Genomic DNA, 24,826 nt, shown 5'->3' on the forward strand with positions numbered 1-24,826 from the left:
TGACAATCATTATCTTTCTTTTTCCTTGTTTTATTTGTTCGAAAACCTGTTTGTCAAAAAAAGATAAAAAGCCACCCCTCAGGATGGCTTATGCTCTTGGATGATATTGTCTGTAGACGTCTTTCAGTCTAGTCTTTGAAACATGCGTGTAAATTTGAGTGGTGGAAATATCCGCGTGGCCGAGCATTTCCTGTACCGCCCGCAGATCTGCTCCATTTTCAAGAAGATGCGTTGCAAACGAATGGCGGAGAGTATGCGGCGTAAGCTCTTTGCTGATGCCTGCCTCAAGGGCAAGCTTTTTCAGATTCTTCCAGTAGCCCTGGCGAGTCATCCTGTTGCCGTGATGGTTTAAAAACAGGGCATCTGTCTGGTTTTTCTTCGATGCAAGCTTTGTTCTTCCCCTTTCAATGTACGTCTCAAGCGCTTCTGCTGCGGTTCTTCCAATCGGAACGATCCGCTCTTTATTGCCTTTTCCGATGCAGCGGACAAAGCCCATCGTCAAATGCACGTCGGTTATATCAAGATTAATCATCTCACTCACCCGTATGCCAGTCGCATAAAGCAGTTCAAGCATGGCTTTATCTCTGTAGCCAAACGGCGATGTGAGTTTTGGGGTATCAAGCAGTTTTTCAACTTCTGTCAGTGAAAGCACTTTTGGAAGGGTCCGTTCGACCTGGGGAGATTCAATATGTACAGTAGGATCGTGGTCTGCGGCCTTTTCTCTTAAAAGAAACTGATGAAAGCTGCGGATGGAAGCAGTGTGCCGGGCGATCGTCTTGCTTGATTTTCCCGCTTCCTTTAAAGATTTTAAGAAATGGATAATTGAAAGTCGCGTCACGTCCTGAAAAGACGAAAGCTCTTCTTTTTCAGTCAAATAGTGATGGTAGCTTTTTAAATCACGTTCATACGAAACAATGGTATTGTGGGAAAGCCCCCGCTCCACCACCAGGTAATGCATGAAATCCTGAATTTGATCTTTCAATTTCCTCTACTCCCCGTTTAAGTAAAAGAAAAGCAGCCTGTTCAGCCAGTGCTCCTCTTCATCGGCCACCATCTTGGTGACCTTAAGCGCTGCACCCTCGGGCTGGTCATAGCGGTGCATTTCTTCATACTCTAAGTTAACCCAAATGATAGCATAATAGAAAAGAATCGTAAATCCGGTAAACAAAATAAACACTTTGATCATATCAAACATGGTCCGTGCTGCTCTCACTCGCTTTGCCTCCTCAAGAACCCGGCATCTTACCTAAACATATGCCAAAAAGGACAAACTTTATACGAATAAACGCAAAAAAACCTCTCCAATAATTAGGAAAGGTTTACTCCTGCTCTTCGTCCGGCTGTTCTTTCTCCTGACACCGGCGGCAAATGCCGTGAAAGGTCAGACGGTGATCTTTAATTTTAAATTGAAAGTCCCGTTCAACAATCTGTTCTACATCCTCAAGAAGATCTTCTTCTATTTCAGCGACCGCGCCGCATTCAATGCAGACAAGATGATGATGAAAGTGCGCTGCGCCTTCTTTTCTCAGATCATAGCGCGATACGCCGTCTCCAAAGTTTATTTTATCGACAATTTTAAGTTCTGTAAGTAGCTCCAACGTACGATAAACAGTTGCTAAACCAATCTCTGGCGCTTTTTCCTTAACGAGGAGGTAAACATCTTCAGCACTCAAGTGATCTTCTTCACGCTCCAGCAGTACTCTGACAGTAGCTTCGCGCTGAGGAGTCAGCTTGTAGCTGGATGAATGCAACTGCTTTTTTATCCGCTCAATTCTGCTTTCCATACACACATTCCTCCCTCGCCGCGTTCCTCATCCATTATATCAAAAGAAAGGGATGTGTCCAACGAAAATCATTCCAATCTAATAAATAAAATGATTATTAGATAAAAATCATTCTATTTAGATACAATCTCAATAACATTTTTCATCAAAACAGGCGACGCATATGCCTCAAGCCCTGATGCAGCAGCGGTCAGCACAGCAATAGCAACAAAGAATGCCGCATACCGCGCGAACATCGAAAACGGCGACTCTGCCAGATTTGATTTTTTATTCAAGAGCTGCTTTACAATTTTAAGAGAAAAAGAGATGGCTGTCGTACCCATAATAATAAATGCCGGTATTAAAATCATATTCTGCGGCATAACCGAAACAAATGAAAGCAAAAAGCCCTGCCAGCCCATTTGATTGACAAGAAAACCGACAGTAAAGCCAACGACAATTCCCTTTAAGAATAACATAATCAGAATCACCGGCAAACCTATGATTGAAATGCCGAGCACCCACATCAGGCCCAGATATTTCAGATTATGAAAAAAACTCTGCTGCAGCATTTCCACCGAACTTGCCACCTTGCCTTCAGAAACTTGTCCGAAAAAGCGGCTTAAATAAAAATATAAATCTTCCTTTTGAGTAAAGTTCATGCTGTTGACGATGACCGCCCCGAAAATAACCCCCATCAAAAACAATACAAAGACAAACAGGTAGAGCGACGAGCGTTCTTTCATATGCTGGATCATCATTGCTTTTAATGGATGTTTGCGCATCTTTTCTTCCTCCCGGTTTTTCACTTACTAGATTGTATGAAAAAAAGGAAGAAACTATGACAAGCCCCTATTGCATTATTTTCCCAAAAGGTTATAATTCTTAAAAACTGACAAGGCGGTGTTCCCATGAAACGACCAATCTTACTTGATTTTCCGAATGAACTGACAACAGACAGACTCCTGATCCGCGCTCCCCGTCCAGGTGACGGCAAGGCAGTGAACGCCGCCGTAAACGAATCACTTGAAGAATTAAAGCCTTGGATGCCGTTTGCGCAAAAAAGCCAGTCCATTGAAGACACAGAAGCAAATATCCGCGAATCCTGCGCTAAATTCATGCTGCGGGAGGATCTGCGTCTTCTCATGTTTGACCGGATCACCGGCGAATTTATCGGAAGCACCGGCTTCCACCGCATGGACTGGGATGTTCCGAAAGTGGAAATCGGCTACTGGATTTCAACAAAGCACTCCGGAAAAGGATACATGATCGAGGCTGTTGAAGCCCTGACTGCCTTTGCCGCCAGAGAATTCGGCGCCAGGCGGGTAGAAATCAGATGTGATCCGGAAAATGTTAAAAGCCGGCGCATTCCTGAAAAACTCGGTTTTCAGCTGGAAGGCATCCTCAGACAGGACGATGTTTCTGCAGACGGACGTTCCCTGAGAGATACGTGTGTGTTTGCTAAAATCTTTTAACGCAAGAAGGCACTTTGACGAAAAGTGCCTTTTCATGTTTTAGAAACCCTGCCGTAAATCCCGCCTCCGCCTGGTTCGGCGCCAAGCCTTCCTTCCCTTGCCGCAAGTATATATGCTGCTGTTTTAGCAGGAAGTACTTCCTCAAGACGTTCCTTTGAAACCTCATGCAGGATCGTCATTTCCGTTCCGAACGCAGTCTTCAGTTTTTCCAGTGTTTTCGGTCCAATGCCGGGTATAAACTGCAGCGGAACCTGGTGGACATAAGACGGTCGCTCCCTGCCGCTTTCAGCCCATCTGTCCGCCAGTTCAGACAGCCGGGTGCTGACCCCTTTTGTAAACCGGGAACTGCCGCAGTTTTTGCATGCCTGTTCATGTTCTTCTTTTGCAGCACCGCATGTTTCACAGACGGTTCTGTAATACTTTCCAAGCAGCGGATTCAGCCCGTGGTTGGAGGCAATCCGGCGGCCCCCTTCCCCTTTCAGCGCCATCCGGACCTCTTCAAATGACGGTTCGGCAAGCTTGAGCTTCTGATATTCTCTCCCGATTTTGGCCGTCGAATGAGCATCCGAATTGGTCAGAAACGGATACTTGTCAAGCTCGGTGACCTTCGATGCCATCTCTGTGTCTGAACTCAGGCCAAGCTCAACGGCGTCAATCCATTCAGGATCCATTACCTCTTCAAGAGAAGCACGGACTCCGCTTCCATAAAGACTCTTATGCGGAGTGAAGATATGGGCGGGAATAAACAGCCCGTTAAGCTCCCTTACTTTCTTCTGCAGTGTTTTTGCTTCCCCGTACATTCTCTGCGTACTCAGGGTCAGGTTTTTCACCCTGCTGCCGAGCCAAAAGGAAAAATCCTTCATCCTCTCAATCGTCGGCATGAACACCAGGACGTGCAGCGGCCCTTTGCAGAGAGAATCATACACTTCTATTTCACAGCCAAGCAGAAGGGTCGTTTTTTCAAACCTGATGCCGCCATGCTGGAGTTCGCGCCATTTCCCTTCCCCGATGCTGTTTTCAAGCGTAAGCAGAACTTCAGGAACGTGACAGTCTATGACTCCTATGATATCCATCCCTTTATGCCCGCTTGCTTCTATTAAAATATTTTCAAGCGTAAGCTGCTTTGAGGCCGTTATTTTCACAGGCTTTCCGGAAGAAGTCCGGCCTATATGAATATGTAAGTCCGCATAATAATCGTTCATGCTATTTCTGAAGAGCCTGCTTTAATTGCAGATATTGAACAGCATAGGCGGTTTTTGCATCGAAAATCCGCTGCTCATCAATCAGCTGCTGCGCCTCTTCAAGCGTCACCTCCAGCACATCAACGAACTCATCCTCATCAAGCTCTGCCTTTTCTTCAAGAACGTGCAAGTCATCCGTGTAGTAAACATGAACAAGTTCATCGGCAAATCCCGGAGATGTATAAAAAGAAATCAGATGCTGCAGCGATTGTGTTGTATAGCCTGTTTCCTCTTCAAGCTCACGCTTTGCCGTCACTTCCGGAAGCTCCCCTTTTTCAAGCTTGCCTGCAGGAATCTCCACAAGCACCCTCTCCATGGCTTTTCGGTATTGCTGAACCATCACAAGCTTATTGTCTTTCGTCAGTGCCAGGACAGCTACAGCACCGGGATGCTTGATAATTTCGCGCGTGCTTGTTTTTCCGTTAGGCAGCTCCACCTCTTCCAGATAAAAATCAATAATGCGTCCTGAAAACAATTTTTCTGATGTTTTAGTGGTTTCCTTTAAGTGGTTCATTTCCGTTCCTCCGCGTTCTACAAATTCTCATGATTACATATATTCTACCACATTCTTAAGAAGCATCAGAGGCACCGCCTGAAACACCGCTTTAATGGACATACTGATATCCACTACACGGGAAGCGAGGCGAATAAGCATGAAGATCTACCTTCTTGAAAAAGGCATCGTCCTTGTCGGCAAAGCCTGGGAAGTCCGGGAGAAGCTGAAAGAATACAGCAGAAAATATGAAACCATTGAACAGTGGACAAAGGACAAGTAAGCGTCACAATTGCTTTTTCCTCCTGCTTGTACTAATGTCAGTAGAAAGACGAACAGGCAGGAGTGAGACAAATGAAAAAAAGACAGCTTGGCACATCTGATTTAATGGTAAGTGAAGTCGGACTCGGCTGTATGTCCCTTGGCACTGACAAGGAGCAGGCAGAATCCATCATTGATGCAGCGCTTCATGATGGCATCAACTATTTTGACACGGCCGATCTATATGATTTCGGACTGAACGAAGAATTTGTCGGAGCTGCCCTGAAAAAGAAACGAAAAGAAATCATCCTCGCCACAAAAGCGGGCAACCGCTGGAACGAAGCAAAAGACGGCTGGACATGGGACGCTTCCAAAGCCTATATAAAAGAAGCGGTTAAACACAGCCTGAAACGCCTGAAAACAGATTACATCGACCTTTACCAGCTCCACGGGGGCACAATCGAAGACAATATCGATGAAACCATCGAGGCTTTCGAGGACTTGAAAAAAGAGGGATTGATCCGCTACTACGGCATCTCCTCCATCCGTCCGAATGTCATTAAACAGTACTTGGAGAAATCCTCCATCGTCTCTGTTATGATGCAGTACAGCCTCCTTGACCGCCGTCCCGAAGAATGGTTTTCCCTTTTGAACGACCACGGTGTCAGCGTCATCGGCCGCGGCCCGATGGCAAAGGGTCTCCTTACAGACAACTGGGAAACAAAGCTGAATGAAAAAGGCTACCTCTCATACAGCGAAGAAGAACTGCGCAGACTTCTTCCGCAAGTCGCAGCAGAAAGCGGACTTACCATGACCGAAACGGCCATCCAATATTGCCTGAAACAGCAGACAGTCGGAACCATCGTACCCGGCGCAAGCAAAATCGAACAGGTTCAGGCAAACTGCCGCGCCGCAGAGGCACGCCCGCTTTCAGGTGAAGAATTTGTAGCGCTGCAGGCTTTGACGAAGTTTGATAAGTATGAGGGGCATCGGTGAGGGGTGTGTAGGTTTTCTTTCATAACTATCCCTTATTCTTCTCTTTAGAGCCTTTCCTGACGGAGAGGCTCTTTTTTGCAACAGACCTTTAATGGGTATAACCCACATAAAAACGGCAGAAAGAGTAAGCTCTCTTTCTGCCGTTTTTTCCAATTACCGTACTGCGTATTCAAAAGAAAAGATTTTTCAAATAGATGGTAGTTTATATGCGCAGGAGCGAATGTCCTATATTAGAACGGACCATAATTTGTTGCTACAGCAATAAATATGAAAATCATTTGTATGATAAACAGGATTCCAAACAGCGGCATAAAGAATTTAAACCATCTGCCAAAAGGAATCTTGGCGATTCCAAGCATGATACCGATATGAGCTGTAGGATACAACAAGTTGGAAAAACCATCTCCAAAAGTAAATGCCATGACTGCCGTTTGTCTCGTGACATCTGACAAATCAGCTAATGGCACCATTATAGGCATTACGGTAACGGCTTGTCCCGTTCCAGAAGGTATGACGAAGTTTAATAATGTCTGCATAACCAGCATCCCTTGAGCACTTGCCCATGGAGGCAGGTCTTTTATAGGCTGATAAAGCCCGTATACAATGGTATCAATGATATCTGCATTGGTTAATATGATTAAAACACTTCTAGCTAATCCAATCAAAATAACGACCATCATAATTTCAGAACAAGCTTTGCAAAAGTTAGCTGCTATTTGATCAGCAGAATACCTGGCTACAAAGGACATTAATAATGCACCTATTAAATAAACCATCGCAACCTCTGCCAAACCGAATTTATATAGAATAGACCCTGCTACAATTGCCACTATAGAAAGTAAAAAGATTGCTAAGGCAATTTTTTGCCTGCCAGTCATTTTGGATTCATTCAAATTATTGATTTTGTCTTCATCAAACGCAAAACTTTTAAAATCTAAATCACATACAATACTTTTTGATGGATCATTTTTAATTTTCTTTGCATATCTCAAGGTATACCAAATAGTTGGAATTAAAAAAGCGATTATTGAAAGCCACTTTAATCCTTGCCCAGAATAAAGGGGAAGTTGTGCAACGTTTTGGGCCAATGCTGTGGTATACGGATTGGACGTTCCGACAGCTGATCCAATTGCACATGCCATGCCGCATATACACACTCCAATAATAGCGTCATGTCTCATCATGATGGCCAAGCCTATGAAGAGGGGCAAAAGTCCATATGTCGCAGTCAATTCCCCGTAGGTGGATCCTGCTAAAGCGAAAATAATTATAAATATCGGGATATATAAGCGGCGAAGTTTGCTGTTGTTGATAATCTTTCCTATAACTGCATTAAAAGCACCCGTTTGAAGCATTGTATAGACCCAGAAATAACCGAGGAAGACCAAAAAAATAATACCTCCGCCTTCTACTAGGCCTGTATAGATACTTTTGAAAACATCCAGGATGCCTACAGGTGAAGAGTCTACATAATGAAAAGAGTTCGGATCAATTTTAGTAATTCCCGTTTCCTTATCCTCAACTCTTACAAATTCTCCGGCTGGAATAAGATAGGTTGCGACGGCTCCTATAATCAAGGTATAGAATAAGAACACTACTGTACTTGGAATTCTGTCGTACCATTTTTTCTTTGCTGTGTTTTGGTTGACTGACAAATTCGTTGTCGTTTCCATCTCTCCACTCCTTGTTTATGCCCGATTAAAAGCTTAATGGCCTTAGAGTTAAATTCTCCATTTTCATGCTTATCTTTATAGGATTTTAACTGAGTACTCTGAACTGATTTTTTCTTTATTCACCGGATCATGCAAAGAATATTTGAAATGCTCTCCATACTTAAATCCGTCAATGGTTGGAACGCTGCCTGAAAATATCACGCATTCCAAATTCAATAGTGAATGGTCGTAATCGCTCTCCACAGATTGAATAATGTCTTCCGGCCGAAGCATGACTTCTGCGATGTTTCTTTGATAAAGTTCTTCTTTGCCATTAACGATGTAACGTGATTCTAATACAATTTCATCCCAATGATCTTTGACTGCACTCCATTTCCACACCTCCTCAGACATATGCTTGGCGCACAACTGTTTAGACTTATGAATATTTTGAGATTCTATCTGTTTGTCAGCATGATCGCTTCCAACCCCTATATATATCTCGCCTTTTGAAAGAATAATTAAATATTCCACTTCTCCATTGGTATCACTTCCTACAACAGAAATTTCTTCTTTAGTTGTCAAAAGGTCCGCTGACAGTGGGAAAACCACTGGTGTTGTCTCAGGAATTTGACCCCCTATTTTCTCCATAGCATTAAATAGTTTCTTCAGCACCCTTGTGTCTCTAGAAGTAAACCCCATAACAACTAAATGTTCGGGCTGAAAGTGAATTGTTTCCCCTTCACATCTAAGCTCCATCTTTTCCTCCCAGCAGTTAAGTAATAGGTATTTTTACAATGACTGATAATTCCGATAATTAAATGTAACAATATTCTCTCAACCTGTCTCCAAATTATTTATTCAGACTAAAATCTCTTCACTTTTTTTCAACAGATTATGAGTTACTTTCCTAATAAGTTTTGGCAAAATACCGAATGTGTACGGTTTATAGATTCGTTCTGTCCACTTATGGCCATCTTTTCCGTATACACCTATATTAATAGAAGGTATATTTAGGCTGCGAATTTCCTTAACAGGCAATGGATAAACAGAGTCCCACTCCGGAAAGTTTTTTACTAGCGACAGAATTTCTTCATCCGTTTCATGCAGTGATAAAAAGCTGCCATCAGAAAGATATGGGAAAAATTTCTTTAGTGCAAATTTTTCATTCGTCTCTACTGCAAAATCATCCAGTACTTCTCTTAGCATCTCTTCTAGTTTAGCGTCCCCTTCATTTTCTGGGTTCAAGTAATTGTGCGGAAGGTATGGCGGAGCAAAGAAGATAATCACCCGCGGCTTTTTATTTGGATCGAGCTTTTGCAGAGCTTCAACGATTTTAAAGCAGAGCATTCTTGGATCCAATTGCCCGTTTTCAACAGTGACATTTTTTGATACTTCTGCTGTATTCACTCCCAGACTTTCTAATTCATCAATGAAATCACCCAAGCTAGTGACTTCAATATTCCAAGACAACGTTCTTTGCGGCAAGCCTGTTCTTTTAAGGAAGTCTAGGTAATGTTTAAATAAAACTTGCTCTGTTTTTATGCAAGCTTCTGTTGCCACATTCAGCAGTTTGTCCATGATTTCTTTTGTAGTAGCTTTATAGATAAAGTAGTTAAAATAGAGGTGACTGCTTGCGGCAGTTTGAACATTGTAAATTTCCTTTGTATCCCGCTGATACAGGCAAGTTGGAGGGAGAACCAGTTCGCCTTCAATATTTTCGGCAAGTTCCAGGTTATTATGAACCCGTGTAGTAATCTCACTTGCAATAAAGTTCGGATCAATTCCAGTCAATGTGTCACCAACATGTGCCTCCCGTCCATAAATATAGAAACACGGCAATAGTTTTCCAGCTGAACCAGTGTATATGTATCGGTGCGGGTCATTATCATACAGAGGGGTAATAAAATCGTCATTGATAGCAGCTTTAAATGACAATCCATGCTCCTCTTTTAATCGATTTAACTCCGAGATGGCGGTTATGATGCCTTTGTGCTGACTTTCCTCATCAGGATTTACCATAAAAAGAATATTGCCGGTCAGTTCATCAGGATTTTCTGAAAAATGGAGTACATTAGCCAGGTGCACTGCAATTCCGCTCTGCATATCAAGAGCCCCTCTTCCAAAAAGCCAATCCCCCGATTGTGCGTCTCTCTGAACCTCTTTGTCATACTCAAAGGTTTTGAAAAACTCTACTAATGCATCTGGATGAAAAGCATTTTCTTTCATGCTGCAATAATCCTCTATCCCTACTGTATCTAAGTGTGAATGATAGATAATTGTCTCTTTCGACTCATCCTTTCCTCGTACAAATGCAAATATGTTTTTTCGGCCCAAAGGGTCGTTTGGAATTTGCTGCTCCCATACTTGAAAAGGGTGTTGTAAGAAATAAGGAAAACTTAAAAGGGTTTCTTTTATAAAGTCTGCAACTTCCACTTCACCAACAGTCCCGTTAATACTGTTGATACTAACCAGACGCCTGGTTAACTCTTCAATCTTTTCTGCTTCTCCCAAGTTATAAATCTCTCTATACATAGCTTGACCCTCCGCGAATTTTTCTTTTATTGCTCGAGTATAATCGGCTTTTTAGCTAATAAATAGATGAACTGTTCCATTCTGTTCAACCCTTCTTCCAGCATTTCAATTGAAGCTGCAAAAGAAATTCTTATGTACCCTTCTCCCCATATTGAGAAAGAATCCCCCGGAACAACTGCTACACTTGTCTCTCGAAGCAGTCTAAGTGCAAAGTCAAAGGAAGACATCCTCGTATGTTTGATGGAAGGAAAAACATAAAAGGCTCCTTCAGGCTTAACCACATCCAATCCCATTTTCGTAAGCCTCTCACAAACGTAATCTCTTCTGCTCCTGTACTCCATTACCATACTAACAGGGTCATGCATTCCTTTTGTCAAAGCTTCAATGGCCGCATACTGGCTCACTGTACCAGCACAAACCGAATTGTAAAGGTGAACTTTCAGCATCTCACTGGATAAATATGCCGGAGCAAAGGTAAAACCAATTCTCCATCCAGTCATAGAATGTGATTTTGCCAGACCGTTTACAACTATCGTTTTATCACGCATTTCAGGAACAGCAGCTATTGAATAATGCTGATTTTCATATGTCAGTTCACTATAAATCTCATCTGAAATAACAAAAATGTTTTTCTCTTTTATTAGTTTAGAGATTTTCAGGATCTCTTCTTTGCTTAACATACTTCCTGTAGGATTTGATGGTGAGCAAAGAACGATGCAACGCGTTTTGTATGAGAGTTTATCCTCGATCATGTCTGCGGTTAACTGGAAGTCATTTTGTGTTGTGTCAACATATACGGGAATTCCTCCGCATAACAATATAAGCGGCTCGTATCCAGGATAGATAGGAGCAGGCAAAATCACCTCACTTCCCTCTTGTAAAATACTTCGGAACGCTATGTCGATCGCTTCAGTCGCTCCGTTAGTCACAATAATTTCATTGTCAGCGTCATATGTAAGACCATATTTTTTTGAAACATACTCCGCAGCAGCTTCCCTGAGGCTATGCAATCCTGCATTGTGCGTATAAGAGGTCTGATTGTTATTTATAGCAGAAATTGCTGCTTCTTTAATATGGTGAGGTGTCGGAAAATCGGGTTGGCCAAGTGTGAGATTAATAGCATCAGGATAATTTAAGACCAGATTGGAAAACTTTCTTATTCCAGGAACTTGAATTTCAGTCACGGTTTTATTAATCAGAGCTTTCATATACTCATCCCCCTTTATACGATTATATTTAGAATTTCAAGCGGATCATCAATGAAATATTTTTCAACACATACTCCCTTGTTTCACTTGTATTCATCTTGCATACTATATGTATACAACAAAAACGAACGATTAGTCAATATATTCTGAATTTTTATAAATAAAAGCACGTTAACATACATGATTAATTTATTGTTTTGATAATTTCGTATATACTGTTCTGTAAGATTACTAAATATAAAAGGATAGATAAAATGACTATAAATAAACCTAAAAAATCATTTCTAAAAGATCAGGCATATGAAAAAATTAAAGAACTCATTGTTAATGGAGATTTAGCACCTGGGGATTTTATATCTGAGGCTTTTCTAAGCGAACAGTTAGAGATGAGCCGCACTCCTGTTCGCTCTGCTCTCCAACGTTTGGAGCATGATGGAATCTTGCGTATTCATCCGAAACAGGGCATCTATATCAGCGATATATCTGTAAAACAAATAAACGAAGTATATGAGATACGGATTGCCCTCGAAACATTTGCACTGCGTAAGCTATCTAAAACGATTGAGCAAAACCAACTTGAAGTGTTGCATGGCATCTTAAAAACCCAGTTTGAACACGTAAAAAACGAAGAATTTGACCTTTCTCTTAAGTATGATCTAATCTTCCATCTTAAAATAATGGAATTTATTGAAAATGATCAGATGTTGGAGATGTATAAAAGTATTAGAGATAAACTTAAATTTTTCGGAAATGAAGTATTGAAGAAAAATATAGATCGTTTATGGCAAACATATGAGGAGCACATATCCATTTTGGAGGAGCTTGAGGAAGGTAACACAGAAGAAGTGGTGGAGAGAATGGAAAACCATCTACAAGATGGAAGAAGAACCCTTTTAGATTCCTAACCACCAAACGCAGATGGCAGTTTAAATATAGACATCATGTTCTCTGCTCTAGGTATGATGAGTCGGACTAAGTGCATAAAAAAATAAACATAAACATTACTTCAAACAAAAATAGCAGGCTAAGTTCGCATGCGAATTAACCTGCTACTATCGTATTTTAAGTTCTACCCCTACAATTCAAACTTCAGCGGAGGCTCTTTCTCATTTATAATCCGACCACTTCAAAGAACTGTCATTAAGCAGTTCTTCAAAACTTTTATTTTTCTCTCTTTCTTTCTTTTCCTTCAGCTTCTGCAGGCGTTCCTGCTCCTGCTTTTGCTCCTGTTCTTCAAGCAGTCCTTTTTTCATTCCGGAGAGCTGTTCAAACAGGCCGGAATCGAGGCGGTCCTTCAGGTTCAGGGACGCATCGTCTGTTTTTTTCGGCTGTGCTTTTTGGTGTTTCTTCTGTTTTTTCGCCATGATGATCACTCCTATATACATACATTATATACAAGAAAAGGCGATGTTAGAAAGGGATATGATTGATTAATAGGCGTCCAGGATGACATCGTCGCCGACAATCAGCTCAGGCTCAGTTGAGCGCTTGATATCTTCCACTGTATAGCCTTTTGCGACTTCCCTAAGTTTGAGGCCGAGTTCAGTGACATCAATGACAGCCTGATCCGTTATAATCCGGTTCACAACACCCTTGCCTGTCAGCGGCAGGGTGCACGTGTTCAGAATCTTCGGTTCGCCGCTTTTATTTACATGCTCCATAATGACAATGATCCTCTGTGCTCCATGAACGAGATCCATCGCCCCGCCCATTCCTTTGATCATTTTTCCCGGGATCATCCAGTTTGCAAGATCGCCGCTTTCTGACACTTCCATGCCGCCTAGAATAGCCACATTTACGTGCCCTCCCCGGATCATCGCGAATGATTCGGAACTGTCGAAATAAGCGGATCCGGGAATCGCTGTGACGGTTTCCTTCCCCGCATTGATTAAATCAGGATCGACATCCCCCTCTTTAGGATAAGGCCCAATCCCGAGAAGTCCATTTTCTGACTGCAGCACAACTTCTTTGTTTTCACTGATATAATTGGCGACCAGTGTCGGCATGCCAATTCCGAGATTCACATAGAAACCGTTTTCAATTTCCTGTTCAGCCCGTTTGGCAATTTTCTCGCGGACTTCTGCTTTGTTTTGTATCATGGCTCTGCCTCCTGTCATCCTGTCTTTTGTACAGTCAGACGCTCAATGCGCTTCTGCTGCTCTCCGAGAATGAGTGCCTGGACGTAAATGCCCGGAGTATGAATTCCGTCCGGCTGAATGCTCCCTGTTTCAACCATCTCTTCCACTTCTGCAATCGTGACTTTTCCCGCCGCTGCAATCATCGGGTTAAAATTCTGCGCCGTCTTGTTGTAGAGCAGGTTGCCCATTTTATCCGCTTTGCTCGCGCGTACAAGGCTGAAGTCTGCCGTCAGCGCTTCTTCAAGCAAGTATTCTTTCCCGTTGAAGTTCCGCGTTTCTTTTCCTTCAGCAATTGGCGTTCCCACTCCTGCAGGCGTATAAAACGCAGGAATGCCGGCTCCGCCTGCGCGGATTTTTTCAGCAAGCGTCCCTTGAGGAACTAGCTCGACTTCAATCTCGCCTGAGAGCACCTGGCGTTCAAATTCTTTGTTTTCGCCGACATAAGAGCTGATCATCTTTTTGATTTGCTTATTTTTCAAAAGAAGCCCGAGGCCCCAGTCGTCTACACCGCAGTTGTTTGAAATAATCGTCAGATCCTTCACGCCTGTTTCAACAAGGGCAAGGATGAGGTTTTCAGGAATGCCGCACAGCCCGAAACCGCCGACCATCAGAGTGGAACCATCTTTGATCTCGCTTACTGCTTCTGTAAAAGATGTATAGATCTTCTTCATCATTTATCCCTCCAGATTTTCAACGATTGTCGCAACACCCTGGCCGCCGCCGATGCAAAGAGTGGCAAGGCCGCGCTTAGCGTTTCTGCGCTTCATTTCGTGAATCAGCGTCACAAGAATGCGCGTGCCGCTTGCACCGATTGGATGTCCAAGGGCAATGGCGCCGCCGTTTACATTGAGTTTTTCTTTGTCAAAATGAAGTTCGCGGTCAACGGCAATCGACTGTGCCGCAAACGCTTCGTTCGCTTCCACAAGGTCCATGTCATTCATTGTCAGCCCGCTTTTTTGGAACGCTTTTTGAACGGCTGCAACAGGTCCAATCCCCATAATGCTTGGATCTACACCGGCATTCCCATTTGCAGTAATTTTAACAAGCGGCTGAATGCCCAGCTCTTCTGCTTTTTTTCTGCTCATAACAACGACAGCTGCAGCACCGTCATTAATGCCGGACGCATTTCCCGCCGTTACAGAACCTTCCTTCTTAAATGCAGCACGAAGACCGCCGAGCTTCTCTGCCGTTGTGCCTGCGCGCGGGAACTCATCCGTGTCAAACGTAACAGCATCCCCTTTTCGCTGAGGAATGACGACAGGCGTAATCTCCGATTTGAACGTACCGGACTCAATCGCCTTCACCGCTTTTTGCTGGCTCCACGCTGCAAACTCATCCTGCTCTTCTCTCGTAATCTCGTATTTATCGCACAAGTTCTCTGCTGTCACACCCATATGATAGTTATTGAACGCACACGTCAGACCGTCAGAAACCATCGTATCAATCAGCTTCTGATCGCCCATCTTAAATCCGTCCCGAGCATTTTTCAATATGTAAGGCGCCTGGCTCATATTTTCCATACCGCCTGCAACCACAATCTCTGCATCCCCTGATAAAATCGCCTGTGCCGCAAGATGGACCGTTTTCAAACCGGATCCGCACACTTTGTTGATCGTCATGGACGGCACATTCTCAGGAAGACCCGCTTTCATAGCCGCCTGGCGCGCCGGATTTTGCCCAAGTCCCGCCTGCAGCACATTCCCCATAATGACTTCATCCACCTGCTCGCCCTTTAAACCCGCTTTCTCAAGAGCATCCTTGATCACAATCGCCCCAAGCTCCGGCGCGGACACACCCTTCAGCGCTCCTCCGAAACTCCCGATTGCCGTGCGGACAGCACTCACGATGACTACTTCATTGCTGCTCATACTACACTCATCCCCTTTGTCATGGCTTTAACCATTGGTTTCGCTAAATCCTGATAAATTCCTGCAATCTTTTCAAAATTCAGCTTTCAGTTGCATACACTCTTAGTAAACTATTAATATGGGGATATGTAAACCCTTACATCAGAAAAGCGGAGCCGACTGTTCAGGCCTGGCAGTCAGATAAGAAATCACCGGAAAAGTCCGGTTTTGACTTTTTCGGGGATTTTGTTCTGACAGAAGGACTAGGAGGCGGAGCTGGACAATACGAAAAGCGGAATCGCCCGTTTAGCTCCGACAGACAGAAAAGAAATCACCCGAAAAGTCCGGGTTTGACTTTTTGGGGGATTTTGTTCTGGCGGAGGAGCTGGGCGATGGAGCTGGACAACCCGAAAAGCGTAATCGCCTTGGTCAGCTCCGAAGGACAGAAAAGGATCCGCCGGAAAAAGCCGGGCTTGCTTTTTGCGGCGGAGCCGTTCTGGCCGAGGAGTTAGGCGATGGAGCTGGACAATACGAAAAGCGGAGCCGACTGTTCAGGCCTGGCAGTCAGATAAGAAATCACCGGAAAAGTCCGGTTTTGACTTTTTCGGTGATTTTGTTCTGACAGAAGGACTAGGAGGCGGAGCTGGACAATGTGAAAAGTGGAATCGTACCCTCAAAACCTGAAAACCTGAAATTGAGGGTACACAAATTGCCGATAAGTACCCTCAAAACCTAAAAATCAAAATTTGTGGGTACGCAAAATCCCGATTCGTACCCTCAATACCCAAAAATCAAAATTTGAGGGTACGCAAATTGCCGTTTCGTACCCTCAAAACCTAAAAATCTGAAATTGAGGGTACGCAAAATCCCCAATCGTACCCTCAAATCCTGAAATCCCGAAATATAAGGTACTCAAAAATCCGAAAGGCTGGTGCTTCCTGTGAATCTTCCAAAACATGCAACGCTGATTGAGGTCGGTCCCCGTGACGGGCTGCAAAATGAAAAAAATGAAATTCCGACAGACGTTAAAATTCAGTTTATCAAGGAGCTTAAAAAAGCAGGGTTCAAAGAAATGGAATTGACCTCTTTTGTCTCGCCAAAGTGGGTTCCCCAGCTGAAAGATGCAGGAGACATCATCACCTATTGTTCCGATGAGAACAGAAACCTGGTTCTGACTCCTAATGAAAAAGGGATTGCGCGTGCAAAAGAGGCAAATTGCAAAGAGGTGGCTTTTTTTGTGGGAGTCAGCAGCACCTTCAATCAAAAGAATATCAACGCGACAACAGAAGAAAGCATGCAAAAGCTCCTGCCGCTGATCCGCTCGCTCAAGGAAGAAGATTTTTTTGTGAGGGCGTGTATTTCGACTTCTTTTTACTGCCCGTATGAAGGAAAAATAGAAGCGGATGCCGTTGTTGAGCTTTGCAGGCAGTTTGCAGATGCGGGTGTTGATGACTTAAGTGTTGCCGACACCATCGGCATGGCGAATCCGCTTGAAGTGCATGAGCTTTTTTCACGCCTGAAAAAAGCACTGCCGGACGTGCTGATCACGGCCCATTTCCATGATACAAGAGGCATGGCGCTCGCCAACATTTACGCAGCGCTGCAGGCAGGCATCGACAGGTTTGACACGTCTGCAGGCGGACTCGGCGGATGTCCTTTCGCACCCGGTGCTACAGGAAATGCTGCAACAGAGGACGTGCTGCATATGCTGCAGGCTCTTAACATTGAAACAGGCATTAACATGAACCAGCTTCTGAAAGCAGTGGAAATCATTGAGCCACATCTTTCCGGCGCTGTTCAAAGCAAACAATATCAGCTCAGCAAACGGTCAAAAACGCTTCTTACTGATTAAAGCTGCAGCGGCACTACTGCCCTTGGCAGAATTGAATGAAGTGTTCATTATCCATCCTTTAAAATGAAAGGCCCTAGAATTGGTTCATTTCCATGTATATTTCTCCCTCTTTCTTCACATCTTAGATGACAGAAAGGAGCGGATATCATGACAAACGAAAAGGCATCAAAAAGCCAAAAAGGCAAGCCGAATGCAGATACCCCAAAGCAGACTATGGCATTTGAAGAAATGGAAAAGGCTGTACACCCGACAAAACGCCAAAACTCGGAACAATAACGCGGCAGCAAGCCCCATGTGCTTGCTGCTTTTGTTTTTCTCCTTTTCCTTCTTCGTGATAAAATGGATGTATTATACAGCGGAAGGAAGAATGCAGATGAAAAAGTGGCTGATCGGAGCTGGCATCATCCTCTCCTACATCTTCGTAGTAGGATTTTTTTTCACCAACCAGATGATGTACATGCGAAAGAAATCAGACAAAGAAATTATCGACCGCGAAACAAAAGACGGCCATTACGATGAAAGCGAATATGAAGCCTACAACAAAATTGAAGTATCCATCCCGTCCCAGTTCGGTTATGACATCAAGGGCCATCTGATTGCCCCCCACAGCACCTCCTCCTACGTCATTATCTGCCACGGGGTCACCATGAACCGGATCAACTCGGTCAAGTACATGAAGCTGTTTTTAAAAAGGGGCATCAACGTGCTGATCTATGACCACAGAAGGCATGGAGAAAGCGGCGGTAAAACAACAAGCTTCGGGCACTACGAAAAATACGACCTTCAGTCTGTCGTGCATTGGCTGAAGGACCGTGTCGGCGATGACCTGCATCTCGGCATCCACGGTGAATCCATGGGTGCTGTCACGACTCTGCTTTATGCAGGACTCGTAGAAGACGGAGCTGATTACTATATTGCCGACTGTCCGTTTTCAGATCTTCAGGAGCAGCTGCTTTACCGTCTAAAATCTGACTTCAAGCTCCCCGGCTACCTTGTGATGCCGATTGCAAGGCGGTTTCTGAAACTGCGCGACGGGTACACCATCCAGGACGTTTCCCCGATTGCGGTGATGGACAGAATTCAACATCCTGTTCTGTTTATCCACAGCAAGGACGACGATTACATACCGGCAGCGATGACCCAGCAGCTGTTCGAGAAAAAATCCGGCATGAAAAAGCTGTATTTTGCCGAAAAAGGCGCCCACGCCATGTCCTACACAGAAAACCGTGAGGAATATGAGCGGATTATTGATGAATTTTACGAAGAGATGAAAGAACAGGAAGCAACTGTATAAAACGTAAAAAAGCCCTGATTCCAGCTGAAATCAGGGCTTTCTCGCGTTTATCCAAGCACATCTGTAATATCATTCATATGTTCATCAAGCCAGGCAATCGCTTCATCAATTGTTGCAAATTCCTGTGCTTCAAATGTCATTTCATCCTGAAGCAGCCAGACATCCTTTTTTTCCTCAAATACTCCGCCAATCGACCAATGCAGCAGGGTATAAGGATGGTTGCTGTTCAAAAACGAAACCCATGTTTTATTTAATGCAATATTCTTAAGAGTTGTTAAGCGGTCCTTCATCTTTCTCTCCACCTCACTTTACAGTCAGACTCATGCGCGGATTCAAGATTTGCGAAGGACATGTCAGCATGTAGCTGTTTGCCGTCTCGTTAAAATCAATTGTCATCTTTTCATCCAGAAACACCATCTTTGATTTTTCAACCAGAACCGGATATGCGTTCGTTTCAATCTGAACATCATCTCCGTCTTTTTCATCAACAAGCCAGAGTGCGGTCACCCCGCTGACCACGCATCCGCAGCCGTCGGTATCATACTTGAGCTTCACTTGTTTATCGGAATGAGCCTGAACACTGCCTTCTATTTTTTTCATGGCACGGTCTGTCCATTTAATTTCCATACGTCATGTCTCCTCATTTCAGGTTGCTTAGGGACATTTTATCACAACTCAGTCAGATGCGCACCGCGGCTTGCCTGTCATACCCCGGGGTCCAGCTGAATACGTCTAGGTATAGAAGGAGTGATACCATGACAAAACCCGTCATCAAAGTAAATGACAACGGCTCCCTGCGCATTACCGGAGACGTCGAACTGATCGACGCAGAAGGAAACGTCTTCCAGACCAAACAGAGCTTCTCCCTCTGCCGCTGCGGCCTCTCCAAAAAAATGCCGTTTTGCGACGGTTCGCATAAGGGAGTGTTTCAGTCGGTGGTTAGGGCAAATTAGAAAAGCGGAATCGCCCGGTTAGCTCCGAAGGACAGAAAAGGATACGACGGAAAAAGCCGGGTTTGCTTTTTCTGGCGGAGCCGTTCTGGCCGAGGAGTTGGGCGATGGAGCTGGACAATGGGAAAAGCTGAATCATCCGGTTAGCTCCGGGAGCCTAGTAAGGAACTCCTAATTTTAGGAGTTCCTTTTTGCTTTACTTTTCACCGAAACATGTTTGTAACCTTGCTTTCATTTCTGCAAAATCATCCTCATTTATCGTAATCTCAGGTTCGTTCCAAGAAAAGCCGTCATCTTTAAACCTTGGTATGATATGCATATGATAATGTTCCACATCTTTAAAAACCCCGTTATTTTGCATAATGGTTATTCCATCAGTGTAGAGGAGAGTTTCCAGAGATCGTGCCACTTTTTGAGCTGTTAATATAACTTGTTTTAAACTCTCCTCATCCACTTCACTAAACTCCTGATAATGCTTTTTCGGAACAACCAAAACGTGGCCTTTGTTTATTGGGAATTTATCCAGAAAGCAGCACACCGTCTCGTTTTCGTATAGGATGAAGGCATGAGCTTTTTTTTCGATGATATCGCAAAAAATGCAAGACACCGCAAACCCTCCTTCTGTCATTTCAATATGTGACGCTGGGACACAATAGCCTTCTTCATCTTAATAAGGATTCTATTCTTGAAACGACTTCTTTTGGTCTAACATCACAGGCTAACAGTTCTTCTTTGTTCAGCCAGATTGGCAAATATGTACCTCTGTCCCTGTCTTTGTCTGTGTACTCTGCACCTTGTCCCGTACCGAAAGTTCCTCCGATTATATCCGCTTTAAAAAAGTATTGAGTGCCTTTATATGCAACTTCCGCCAGACAACTGCCAATCTTAACTTCTACTCCCAACTCCTCCAGCGCTTCTCTTTTGGCACCTTCTTCAGGAGTCTCTCCCTTTTCTATCCCGCCGCCGGGAAAAACATAGTACACCGAACCTTTTCTTGTCCTTTTAATTAGACAAACCTTACTTTTCACGATCAGGACGACTGAACCTCTATCTTTCAAACCATCACTTCCGCAGGTCATTTTTTCCATTTTATCACAAATCAAACAACAAAAAAGATGCAATTAATATGACTAACGGGTTCTCTTATGGAGTACAAAACTAGTTCAAATAGCCACTTAATATACATATGAATTAAATGGCTTATTTTTGTTGTAATGTCAATGATTATTGGGAGTTCATACTCTAATTAGCACCCCAATTAACACCCGTTTTAGCAAAATGCCTGTTGTCACTTTGATAATTATGTTACTAAAAGAAACGCTAATTGGTTGTCGAAAAAGGAAGTAAATGTGATAAAAAGGATTTGCGACTCTGTAAAATAATGTATAATTAAATAACTTATTTTAGAGGTGATGAAAATGAAGATTGAACTAAAGAAAGCCACTTTATCTGACGCAGAAGAATTATATAATATTCAAGTAAAAGCATTTATGCCTCTACTGGAAAAATATCAAGACTTTGACACAAATCCAGCAAACGAGGACATCAAAAGGGTAATAAGTCGAATCAATCATCAAAATGGAGGATTCTATAAAATCTTGTACGATGATAAGCTAATTGGTGCTATCAGAGTTCTTTGGAAAGATGGAACTACACGTTTCAGCATAAGCCCTATGTTTATCCTTCCTGCATATCAAGGAAAAGGGATTGCACAAAAGACCATTAAGTTGGTAGAAGAGATGTACCCTCACGCAACCACTTGGGAACTGCGTACGATTCTGGAGGAAGAACGAAATTGTTATTTATACGAAAAAATGGGTTATGTAAAAACAGGCGAAACTAAACCTTTGAACGAAAGAACGACTCTTGTTTCATACAATAAAGTATCGTGAAAAGAAAACAGTCAACTTTAAAAACGCTCGGGATCCCGAGCGTTTTGTGCTAATTAATATGCCATTTGTATTGCGAATTACTATGTGGATTAGCTATTTTTTTACTTTTTGCACTCCAAAAGAGAGCCCGTTACAATATAACCGCTCCCTTTTTACCGCACCTCTTCTTCAAGTTCTTTAACCTTTTCCAAAGACACTCCTGTATGAGCTGCAATTTCACTCACAGACATTCCTCGAATTTTCAGCAGGCTCAGTGCTACCTCAATCGCTTTCTCATTTTTACCGGCAATTTTTGCGCCATCCATTTGAGTTTTTTGATCAGATATATATTTTTCTCTAAGCTGATACATTCTTATTATTTCTTCGTCGGCACTTAACCTGCGCAGTTTTTCTTCAGCTTTTGCTGCTAACTGATCCAAGGTAAACACCTCTCCTCTTATTTTGCTGACAGCCTTACTCGCCTTCTTTATTATACAGCGGGATACACCATTACAAAAGGTATGCCAATATATATAACAAAGGCAGGCACCCCTGCCCGCCTTCATCTCACTCCTTCTCCCCTATATCCGTTATTTTTTCGATTGGCAGATCGACGCGCGTGTGGTCTTCGCCGATGATCCGCAGGCATCCGCGGATCGGATCTACGTAGTGTACGCGGCCTTCGAGCACGTGAAAATCGTGATGTTCGTAGTAGGTGAACGCAAGCTCGCGGTTTTCCTCCATGGCGAGGCCAATGATTTCGTTAAAATGCTCGAGCTGCTGTTCGTCTACTGCGGGCTTCGTTTTATAGCCCTGTTCAACTTCAAGTTCTCTTAAGATTTTTACGTGCTCAGGCAGCATCATGGATGTCCACTTGATATTGCCCCGATCCCGAATCATGAGTATCCCTCCTTTTACGCTTTGTGTCCGCCGACAAGCTTGGCGCGGTGCCTTGCTGTGCCTGCGTTTGTATAGGAAACGGCCCGCAGCAGGGCATTGGGTCCGTATTTCCCGCGGATGGAGTCCATGACATAGCCAAGGATCTGTTCTTTTTCGCGGTTTGGCTGGAATAAATCGAGCTGCATTTCGGAATCATCTTCAATGTTGGAGAGGGCAATCGAAATTTTCCGGACAGTTTTATGTGCGTAAAATTGTTCAAATAAGGCGAGGCATGTTTCGTAGAGCTCCATTGTGATGTTGGTCGGCCGTTCCATCGTCCGTGAGCGGTGAAATCCGCCTCCAAGCTCATCATGGCTGTAGCCGATGCCGAGACTGATCGTTCTGCCTGCTTTCCTGTGCGTGCGCGCCCTTCTTGCAACTTCTTCGCACATTTCAAGAATCACGTGTTTTACTTCTTCCGGATCTGGATAATCCCGCATGAGAATCTGGCTCTTCCCGAAGCTGATCTGCCCCTGCAGAATCGGCGCACCAATTTCAGAGAGATCAACGCCCCAGGCATGGTAATAAAGCTGGTTGCCCATAATTCCGAACTTTTTCTCAAGCACTTCAAGCGGATGAGCGGCAAGCTGCCCTACGGTGAAAATCCCCATCCGGTTCAGCGTTTTTTCAACTCTGCTGCCAATGCCCCACATTTCCCGGAGCGGCTGCACTTTCCACAGCTTTTCTTTTACATCGTCGTACGTCCATTCCGCAATGCCCTTTTTCTTCGCCTCAAGATCAAGGCAGATTTTTGAAAGCAGCATATTGGGTCCGATGCCGATTGCACACGGCAGCGAAAATTCACGGTCCATATCATCTCTGATTTTTGCAGCAACCTCCCACGCATCTCCCCAAATCCCCTCCACTCCGTCAACTTGGATGAAGCTTTCGTCGACACTGTACGTGTGGATGGCATCCTTCGGGACATACCGGTGAAACAGGCGCGTCAGTTCAGTCGAAATACGGACAAAAGAAGCCATTTTTGCGTTCACAATCCGAATGCGGGAATCTTTCGGAATTTCGAACAGACGGGATCCGGTCTTGATGCCAAAATCTTTTTTCAGACAGGGCGAAGCTGCCAGGACAATACTCCCCTGCCTTTCTGTGTCACCAACCACCGCCAAATGGCACGTAAGCGGGTCAAGACCTTCCAGAACCGCGGCACAGCTGGCATAAAAGCTCTTCATATCAATGCACAGAATCTTTCGTTTTGGAAATTGGCTGTAATCCTCAATCATCGTTCTTACTCCTCACAACAGAATATATGTTCCCATTCAGTATATGCTAATAGTAAGCGAATATACGTTCGATTTCAATGGTAGTTTTTGCTACGAAAAGCGGAGCCGACTGTTCAGGCCTGGCAGTCAGATAAGAAATCACCAGAAAAGTCCGGTTTTGACTTTTTCGGGGATTTTGTTCTGACAGAAGGACTAGGAGGCGGAGCTGGACAATGCGAAATGCGGAATCGGCCGTTTAGCTCCGATTGGCGGATAAGAAATCACACGGAAAGGCCGAACTTGCCTTTTCGGGGGATTTTGTTCCGACTGAGGAGTTGGCCGGTGCAGCTGGACAACGCGAAATGCGGAATCGCTCGTTTAGCTCCGGGAGTCAGATAAGGAATCGACGGAAAAGGCGCCTTTTGCCTTTACCGGCGATTCCGTTCTGACAGAGGAGTTGAGCGATGGAGCTAGACAACACGAAAAGCGGAGCCGACTGTTCTGACAGAAGGACTAGGAGGCGGAGCTAGACAATACGAAAAGCGGAATCGCCTTGTTTAGCTCCGAAGGACAGAAAAGGATCCGACGGAAAAAGCCGGGCTTGCTTTTTACGGCGGAGCCGTTCTGGCCGAGGAGTTAGGCGATGGAGCTGGACAACACGAAAAGCGGAATCACCTCGGTTAGCTCCGAAGGACAGAAAAGAATTCATCCGTACCGTACCCTCAAAACTTAAAAACCCAATATTGAGGGCACTAAAAAGCCCAAATCCAAAAATTGAAGGAACTAAAAAACCTGAAACTTCCCCCAACCCCTGTAAACGGGACAAAAAATCTCAGCTTGGCATTCTCCGTAAACCCTCATATAATCAGGATACAAACGAGGTGAACTATGAACGAGAAATGGATTTGGAAGATGATTCAGCAATCTTTTGAGCAGTATGAGATGGATGGCCGGCTCAGTGAGGAGGAAGCTGCTGCGCTTGTTGCAAAAGTGAGGGAACAGAGGGAAACGGAAGGATCCGAATGGTTTGAAGCTGTGGAAGATGCCGTGTACGGCTATGTCACAAATCAGGAGCTGAATTAAATGGCGCGCCG

31 protein-coding genes are annotated in these 24,826 nt (G+C 44.0%); 10 read left to right on the top strand and 21 right to left on the bottom strand.

Annotated features, from left to right (window positions below; translation table 11 throughout):
- Positions 1-88 precede the first annotated feature (88 nt).
- The 4 genes from xerD to spoIIM form a co-directional block, all read right to left on the bottom strand.
- Positions 89-982, bottom strand: coding sequence for a site-specific tyrosine recombinase XerD (gene xerD, locus JOJ89_RS13295; RefSeq protein ID WP_203287769.1), 894 nt, complete (start codon positions 980-982; stop codon positions 89-91).
- A 6-nt stretch (positions 983-988) separates the two neighbouring features.
- Entirely contained in the window at positions 989-1,195 is a 207-nt protein-coding gene (locus JOJ89_RS13300) for a YqzK family protein (protein WP_203290346.1), read from the bottom strand.
- Between the two features lie 124 nt (positions 1,196-1,319).
- Positions 1,320-1,784, bottom strand: a complete 465-nt coding sequence (gene fur / locus JOJ89_RS13305; RefSeq protein WP_029280065.1) for a ferric iron uptake transcriptional regulator — start codon at positions 1,782-1,784, stop codon at positions 1,320-1,322.
- A gap of 113 nt (positions 1,785-1,897) precedes the next feature.
- Entirely contained in the window at positions 1,898-2,548 is a 651-nt protein-coding gene (spoIIM, locus tag JOJ89_RS13310; RefSeq protein ID WP_029280063.1) for a stage II sporulation protein M, read from the bottom strand.
- A gap of 126 nt (positions 2,549-2,674) precedes the next feature.
- Here spoIIM and JOJ89_RS13315 point away from each other — a divergent pair, with 126 nt between their 5' ends.
- Positions 2,675-3,238, top strand: a complete 564-nt coding sequence (locus JOJ89_RS13315) for a GNAT family N-acetyltransferase (protein WP_029280061.1) — start codon at positions 2,675-2,677, stop codon at positions 3,236-3,238.
- A gap of 32 nt (positions 3,239-3,270) precedes the next feature.
- On the opposite strand, the gene JOJ89_RS13320 is transcribed toward JOJ89_RS13315, so the two are convergent.
- Both JOJ89_RS13320 and JOJ89_RS13325 read right to left on the bottom strand, forming a co-directional pair.
- The gene (locus tag JOJ89_RS13320; RefSeq protein WP_203287770.1) at positions 3,271-4,440 is read right to left on the bottom strand and encodes an endonuclease Q family protein; all 1,170 of its coding nucleotides are present in this window, start codon (positions 4,438-4,440) and stop codon (positions 3,271-3,273) included.
- A 1-nt stretch (position 4,441) separates the two neighbouring features.
- Positions 4,442-4,993: an NUDIX hydrolase gene (locus JOJ89_RS13325; RefSeq protein ID WP_203287772.1), complete on the bottom strand. Its 552-nt coding sequence runs from the start codon at positions 4,991-4,993 to the stop codon at positions 4,442-4,444.
- Between the two features lie 139 nt (positions 4,994-5,132).
- Here JOJ89_RS13325 and mciZ point away from each other — a divergent pair, with 139 nt between their 5' ends.
- Both mciZ and JOJ89_RS13335 read left to right on the top strand, forming a co-directional pair.
- Positions 5,133-5,255: a Z-ring formation inhibitor MciZ gene (gene mciZ / locus JOJ89_RS13330; RefSeq protein ID WP_081414156.1), complete on the top strand. Its 123-nt coding sequence runs from the start codon at positions 5,133-5,135 to the stop codon at positions 5,253-5,255.
- Positions 5,256-5,326: 71 nt separating this feature from the next.
- On the top strand, positions 5,327-6,229 hold the full coding sequence (locus JOJ89_RS13335) for an aldo/keto reductase (RefSeq protein WP_203287773.1): 903 nt from the start codon (positions 5,327-5,329) through the stop codon (positions 6,227-6,229).
- Positions 6,230-6,459: 230 nt separating this feature from the next.
- Here JOJ89_RS13335 and JOJ89_RS13340 read toward each other — a convergent pair whose 3' ends face one another.
- The 4 genes from JOJ89_RS13340 to JOJ89_RS13355 all read right to left on the bottom strand — a co-directional run bounded on the left by JOJ89_RS13340 (position 6,460) and on the right by JOJ89_RS13355 (position 11,624).
- Positions 6,460-7,902: a YfcC family protein gene (locus JOJ89_RS13340; protein WP_203287774.1), complete on the bottom strand. Its 1,443-nt coding sequence runs from the start codon at positions 7,900-7,902 to the stop codon at positions 6,460-6,462.
- A gap of 75 nt (positions 7,903-7,977) precedes the next feature.
- On the bottom strand, positions 7,978-8,640 hold the full coding sequence (locus JOJ89_RS13345; protein WP_203287775.1) for a DUF2848 family protein: 663 nt from the start codon (positions 8,638-8,640) through the stop codon (positions 7,978-7,980).
- Positions 8,641-8,742: 102 nt separating this feature from the next.
- On the bottom strand, positions 8,743-10,416 hold the full coding sequence (locus JOJ89_RS13350) for a M20/M25/M40 family metallo-hydrolase (protein WP_203287776.1): 1,674 nt from the start codon (positions 10,414-10,416) through the stop codon (positions 8,743-8,745).
- A gap of 26 nt (positions 10,417-10,442) precedes the next feature.
- On the bottom strand, positions 10,443-11,624 hold the full coding sequence (locus tag JOJ89_RS13355; RefSeq protein WP_203287777.1) for an aminotransferase A: 1,182 nt from the start codon (positions 11,622-11,624) through the stop codon (positions 10,443-10,445).
- Between the two features lie 254 nt (positions 11,625-11,878).
- On the opposite strand from JOJ89_RS13355, the gene JOJ89_RS13360 reads away from it, so the two are divergent.
- Entirely contained in the window at positions 11,879-12,529 is a 651-nt protein-coding gene (locus JOJ89_RS13360) for a GntR family transcriptional regulator (RefSeq protein ID WP_203287778.1), read from the top strand.
- A 201-nt stretch (positions 12,530-12,730) separates the two neighbouring features.
- On the opposite strand, the gene JOJ89_RS13365 is transcribed toward JOJ89_RS13360, so the two are convergent.
- From JOJ89_RS13365 to JOJ89_RS13380, 4 genes are all read right to left on the bottom strand, one after another.
- Positions 12,731-12,988 (bottom strand): DUF3886 domain-containing protein, encoded by a 258-nt coding sequence (locus JOJ89_RS13365; protein WP_203287779.1) that lies wholly within the window; start codon positions 12,986-12,988, stop codon positions 12,731-12,733.
- Positions 12,989-13,054: 66 nt separating this feature from the next.
- Positions 13,055-13,723 (bottom strand): CoA transferase subunit B, encoded by a 669-nt coding sequence (locus JOJ89_RS13370; protein ID WP_203287780.1) that lies wholly within the window; start codon positions 13,721-13,723, stop codon positions 13,055-13,057.
- A gap of 14 nt (positions 13,724-13,737) precedes the next feature.
- Positions 13,738-14,433 (bottom strand): CoA transferase subunit A, encoded by a 696-nt coding sequence (locus JOJ89_RS13375; RefSeq protein ID WP_035207274.1) that lies wholly within the window; start codon positions 14,431-14,433, stop codon positions 13,738-13,740.
- A gap of 3 nt (positions 14,434-14,436) precedes the next feature.
- Positions 14,437-15,630 carry an acetyl-CoA C-acetyltransferase gene (locus JOJ89_RS13380; RefSeq protein ID WP_029280043.1) on the bottom strand — a complete coding sequence of 398 codons (1,194 nt, stop codon included), beginning with the start codon at positions 15,628-15,630 and terminating at the stop codon, positions 14,437-14,439.
- A 919-nt stretch (positions 15,631-16,549) separates the two neighbouring features.
- Here JOJ89_RS13380 and JOJ89_RS13385 point away from each other — a divergent pair.
- The 3 genes from JOJ89_RS13385 to JOJ89_RS13390 all read left to right on the top strand — a co-directional run bounded on the left by JOJ89_RS13385 (position 16,550) and on the right by JOJ89_RS13390 (position 18,755).
- Complete coding sequence (locus JOJ89_RS13385) at positions 16,550-17,461, top strand: hydroxymethylglutaryl-CoA lyase (protein ID WP_203287782.1); 912 nt, start codon at positions 16,550-16,552, stop codon at positions 17,459-17,461.
- A gap of 147 nt (positions 17,462-17,608) precedes the next feature.
- Positions 17,609-17,737, top strand: a complete 129-nt coding sequence (locus tag JOJ89_RS21290) for a hypothetical protein (protein WP_277987828.1) — start codon at positions 17,609-17,611, stop codon at positions 17,735-17,737.
- A gap of 97 nt (positions 17,738-17,834) precedes the next feature.
- Positions 17,835-18,755 carry an alpha/beta hydrolase gene (locus tag JOJ89_RS13390; protein ID WP_203287784.1) on the top strand — a complete coding sequence of 307 codons (921 nt, stop codon included), beginning with the start codon at positions 17,835-17,837 and terminating at the stop codon, positions 18,753-18,755.
- A 47-nt stretch (positions 18,756-18,802) separates the two neighbouring features.
- Here the strand turns inward: JOJ89_RS13390 and JOJ89_RS13395 are convergent, their stop codons facing one another.
- Together JOJ89_RS13395 and JOJ89_RS13400 are read right to left on the bottom strand one after the other, a co-directional pair.
- A complete protein-coding gene (locus JOJ89_RS13395) occupies positions 18,803-19,045 on the bottom strand; it encodes a DUF2552 family protein (protein ID WP_203287786.1) in 243 nt (80 codons plus the stop codon).
- A gap of 13 nt (positions 19,046-19,058) precedes the next feature.
- Complete coding sequence (locus JOJ89_RS13400) at positions 19,059-19,382, bottom strand: iron-sulfur cluster biosynthesis family protein (protein ID WP_203287788.1); 324 nt, start codon at positions 19,380-19,382, stop codon at positions 19,059-19,061.
- A gap of 128 nt (positions 19,383-19,510) precedes the next feature.
- Between JOJ89_RS13400 and JOJ89_RS13405 the strand changes: the two genes are divergently transcribed.
- A complete protein-coding gene (locus tag JOJ89_RS13405; RefSeq protein ID WP_203287790.1) occupies positions 19,511-19,708 on the top strand; it encodes a CDGSH iron-sulfur domain-containing protein in 198 nt (65 codons plus the stop codon).
- A 193-nt stretch (positions 19,709-19,901) separates the two neighbouring features.
- Here the strand turns inward: JOJ89_RS13405 and JOJ89_RS13410 are convergent, their stop codons facing one another.
- The gene (locus JOJ89_RS13410; protein ID WP_242524608.1) at positions 19,902-20,312 is read right to left on the bottom strand and encodes an HIT family protein; all 411 of its coding nucleotides are present in this window, start codon (positions 20,310-20,312) and stop codon (positions 19,902-19,904) included.
- Positions 20,313-20,367: 55 nt separating this feature from the next.
- The gene (locus tag JOJ89_RS13415; RefSeq protein ID WP_242524609.1) at positions 20,368-20,793 is read right to left on the bottom strand and encodes an NUDIX hydrolase; all 426 of its coding nucleotides are present in this window, start codon (positions 20,791-20,793) and stop codon (positions 20,368-20,370) included.
- Between the two features lie 330 nt (positions 20,794-21,123).
- Here JOJ89_RS13415 and JOJ89_RS13420 point away from each other — a divergent pair, with 330 nt between their 5' ends.
- Positions 21,124-21,597 (top strand): GNAT family N-acetyltransferase, encoded by a 474-nt coding sequence (locus JOJ89_RS13420; RefSeq protein WP_203287794.1) that lies wholly within the window; start codon positions 21,124-21,126, stop codon positions 21,595-21,597.
- 152 nt (positions 21,598-21,749) lie between these two features.
- On the opposite strand, the gene JOJ89_RS13425 is transcribed toward JOJ89_RS13420, so the two are convergent.
- The 3 genes from JOJ89_RS13425 to JOJ89_RS13435 form a co-directional block, all read right to left on the bottom strand.
- Entirely contained in the window at positions 21,750-22,016 is a 267-nt protein-coding gene (locus tag JOJ89_RS13425; protein ID WP_203287796.1) for a hypothetical protein, read from the bottom strand.
- A 127-nt stretch (positions 22,017-22,143) separates the two neighbouring features.
- The gene (locus JOJ89_RS13430; protein ID WP_203287799.1) at positions 22,144-22,476 is read right to left on the bottom strand and encodes a YolD-like family protein; all 333 of its coding nucleotides are present in this window, start codon (positions 22,474-22,476) and stop codon (positions 22,144-22,146) included.
- A 14-nt stretch (positions 22,477-22,490) separates the two neighbouring features.
- The gene (locus tag JOJ89_RS13435; protein ID WP_029280029.1) at positions 22,491-23,753 is read right to left on the bottom strand and encodes a Y-family DNA polymerase; all 1,263 of its coding nucleotides are present in this window, start codon (positions 23,751-23,753) and stop codon (positions 22,491-22,493) included.
- Positions 23,754-24,620: 867 nt separating this feature from the next.
- On the opposite strand from JOJ89_RS13435, the gene JOJ89_RS13440 reads away from it, so the two are divergent.
- Positions 24,621-24,815, top strand: coding sequence for a YqzH family protein (locus JOJ89_RS13440; RefSeq protein ID WP_203287801.1), 195 nt, complete (start codon positions 24,621-24,623; stop codon positions 24,813-24,815).
- Positions 24,816-24,826 lie beyond the last annotated feature (11 nt).

This window comes from Metabacillus sp. cB07, from assembly GCF_016839225.1.
Taxonomy (GTDB): domain Bacteria; phylum Bacillota; class Bacilli; order Bacillales; family Bacillaceae; genus Bacillus_P; species Bacillus_P indicus.

What these genes read in the sequence shown, in the direction of transcription:
- JOJ89_RS13300 (WP_203290346.1), bottom strand. Translation starts at nt 1,195, where the DNA reads ATGTTTGATATGATCAAAGTGTTTATTTTGTTTACCGGATTTACGATT.
- fur (WP_029280065.1), bottom strand. Translation starts at nt 1,784, where the DNA reads ATGGAAAGCAGAATTGAGCGGATAAAAAAGCAGTTGCATTCATCCAGC.
- spoIIM (WP_029280063.1), bottom strand. Translation starts at nt 2,548, where the DNA reads ATGCGCAAACATCCATTAAAAGCAATGATGATCCAGCATATGAAAGAA.
- JOJ89_RS13315 (WP_029280061.1), top strand. Translation starts at nt 2,675, where the DNA reads ATGAAACGACCAATCTTACTTGATTTTCCGAATGAACTGACAACAGAC.
- JOJ89_RS13320 (WP_203287770.1), bottom strand. Translation starts at nt 4,440, where the DNA reads ATGAACGATTATTATGCGGACTTACATATTCATATAGGCCGGACTTCT.
- JOJ89_RS13325 (WP_203287772.1), bottom strand. Translation starts at nt 4,993, where the DNA reads ATGAACCACTTAAAGGAAACCACTAAAACATCAGAAAAATTGTTTTCA.
- mciZ (WP_081414156.1), top strand. Translation starts at nt 5,133, where the DNA reads ATGAAGATCTACCTTCTTGAAAAAGGCATCGTCCTTGTCGGCAAAGCC.
- JOJ89_RS13335 (WP_203287773.1), top strand. Translation starts at nt 5,327, where the DNA reads ATGAAAAAAAGACAGCTTGGCACATCTGATTTAATGGTAAGTGAAGTC.
- JOJ89_RS13340 (WP_203287774.1), bottom strand. Translation starts at nt 7,902, where the DNA reads ATGGAAACGACAACGAATTTGTCAGTCAACCAAAACACAGCAAAGAAA.
- JOJ89_RS13345 (WP_203287775.1), bottom strand. Translation starts at nt 8,640, where the DNA reads ATGGAGCTTAGATGTGAAGGGGAAACAATTCACTTTCAGCCCGAACAT.
- JOJ89_RS13350 (WP_203287776.1), bottom strand. Translation starts at nt 10,416, where the DNA reads ATGTATAGAGAGATTTATAACTTGGGAGAAGCAGAAAAGATTGAAGAG.
- JOJ89_RS13355 (WP_203287777.1), bottom strand. Translation starts at nt 11,624, where the DNA reads ATGAAAGCTCTGATTAATAAAACCGTGACTGAAATTCAAGTTCCTGGA.
- JOJ89_RS13360 (WP_203287778.1), top strand. Translation starts at nt 11,879, where the DNA reads ATGACTATAAATAAACCTAAAAAATCATTTCTAAAAGATCAGGCATAT.
- JOJ89_RS13365 (WP_203287779.1), bottom strand. Translation starts at nt 12,988, where the DNA reads ATGGCGAAAAAACAGAAGAAACACCAAAAAGCACAGCCGAAAAAAACA.
- JOJ89_RS13370 (WP_203287780.1), bottom strand. Translation starts at nt 13,723, where the DNA reads ATGATACAAAACAAAGCAGAAGTCCGCGAGAAAATTGCCAAACGGGCT.
- JOJ89_RS13375 (WP_035207274.1), bottom strand. Translation starts at nt 14,433, where the DNA reads ATGAAGAAGATCTATACATCTTTTACAGAAGCAGTAAGCGAGATCAAA.
- JOJ89_RS13380 (WP_029280043.1), bottom strand. Translation starts at nt 15,630, where the DNA reads ATGAGCAGCAATGAAGTAGTCATCGTGAGTGCTGTCCGCACGGCAATC.
- JOJ89_RS21290 (WP_277987828.1), top strand. Translation starts at nt 17,609, where the DNA reads ATGACAAACGAAAAGGCATCAAAAAGCCAAAAAGGCAAGCCGAATGCA.
- JOJ89_RS13390 (WP_203287784.1), top strand. Translation starts at nt 17,835, where the DNA reads ATGAAAAAGTGGCTGATCGGAGCTGGCATCATCCTCTCCTACATCTTC.
- JOJ89_RS13395 (WP_203287786.1), bottom strand. Translation starts at nt 19,045, where the DNA reads ATGAAGGACCGCTTAACAACTCTTAAGAATATTGCATTAAATAAAACA.
- JOJ89_RS13400 (WP_203287788.1), bottom strand. Translation starts at nt 19,382, where the DNA reads ATGGAAATTAAATGGACAGACCGTGCCATGAAAAAAATAGAAGGCAGT.
- JOJ89_RS13405 (WP_203287790.1), top strand. Translation starts at nt 19,511, where the DNA reads ATGACAAAACCCGTCATCAAAGTAAATGACAACGGCTCCCTGCGCATT.
- JOJ89_RS13415 (WP_242524609.1), bottom strand. Translation starts at nt 20,793, where the DNA reads ATGGAAAAAATGACCTGCGGAAGTGATGGTTTGAAAGATAGAGGTTCA.
- JOJ89_RS13420 (WP_203287794.1), top strand. Translation starts at nt 21,124, where the DNA reads ATGAAGATTGAACTAAAGAAAGCCACTTTATCTGACGCAGAAGAATTA.
- JOJ89_RS13430 (WP_203287799.1), bottom strand. Translation starts at nt 22,476, where the DNA reads ATGATTCGGGATCGGGGCAATATCAAGTGGACATCCATGATGCTGCCT.
- JOJ89_RS13435 (WP_029280029.1), bottom strand. Translation starts at nt 23,753, where the DNA reads ATGATTGAGGATTACAGCCAATTTCCAAAACGAAAGATTCTGTGCATT.
- JOJ89_RS13440 (WP_203287801.1), top strand. Translation starts at nt 24,621, where the DNA reads ATGAACGAGAAATGGATTTGGAAGATGATTCAGCAATCTTTTGAGCAG.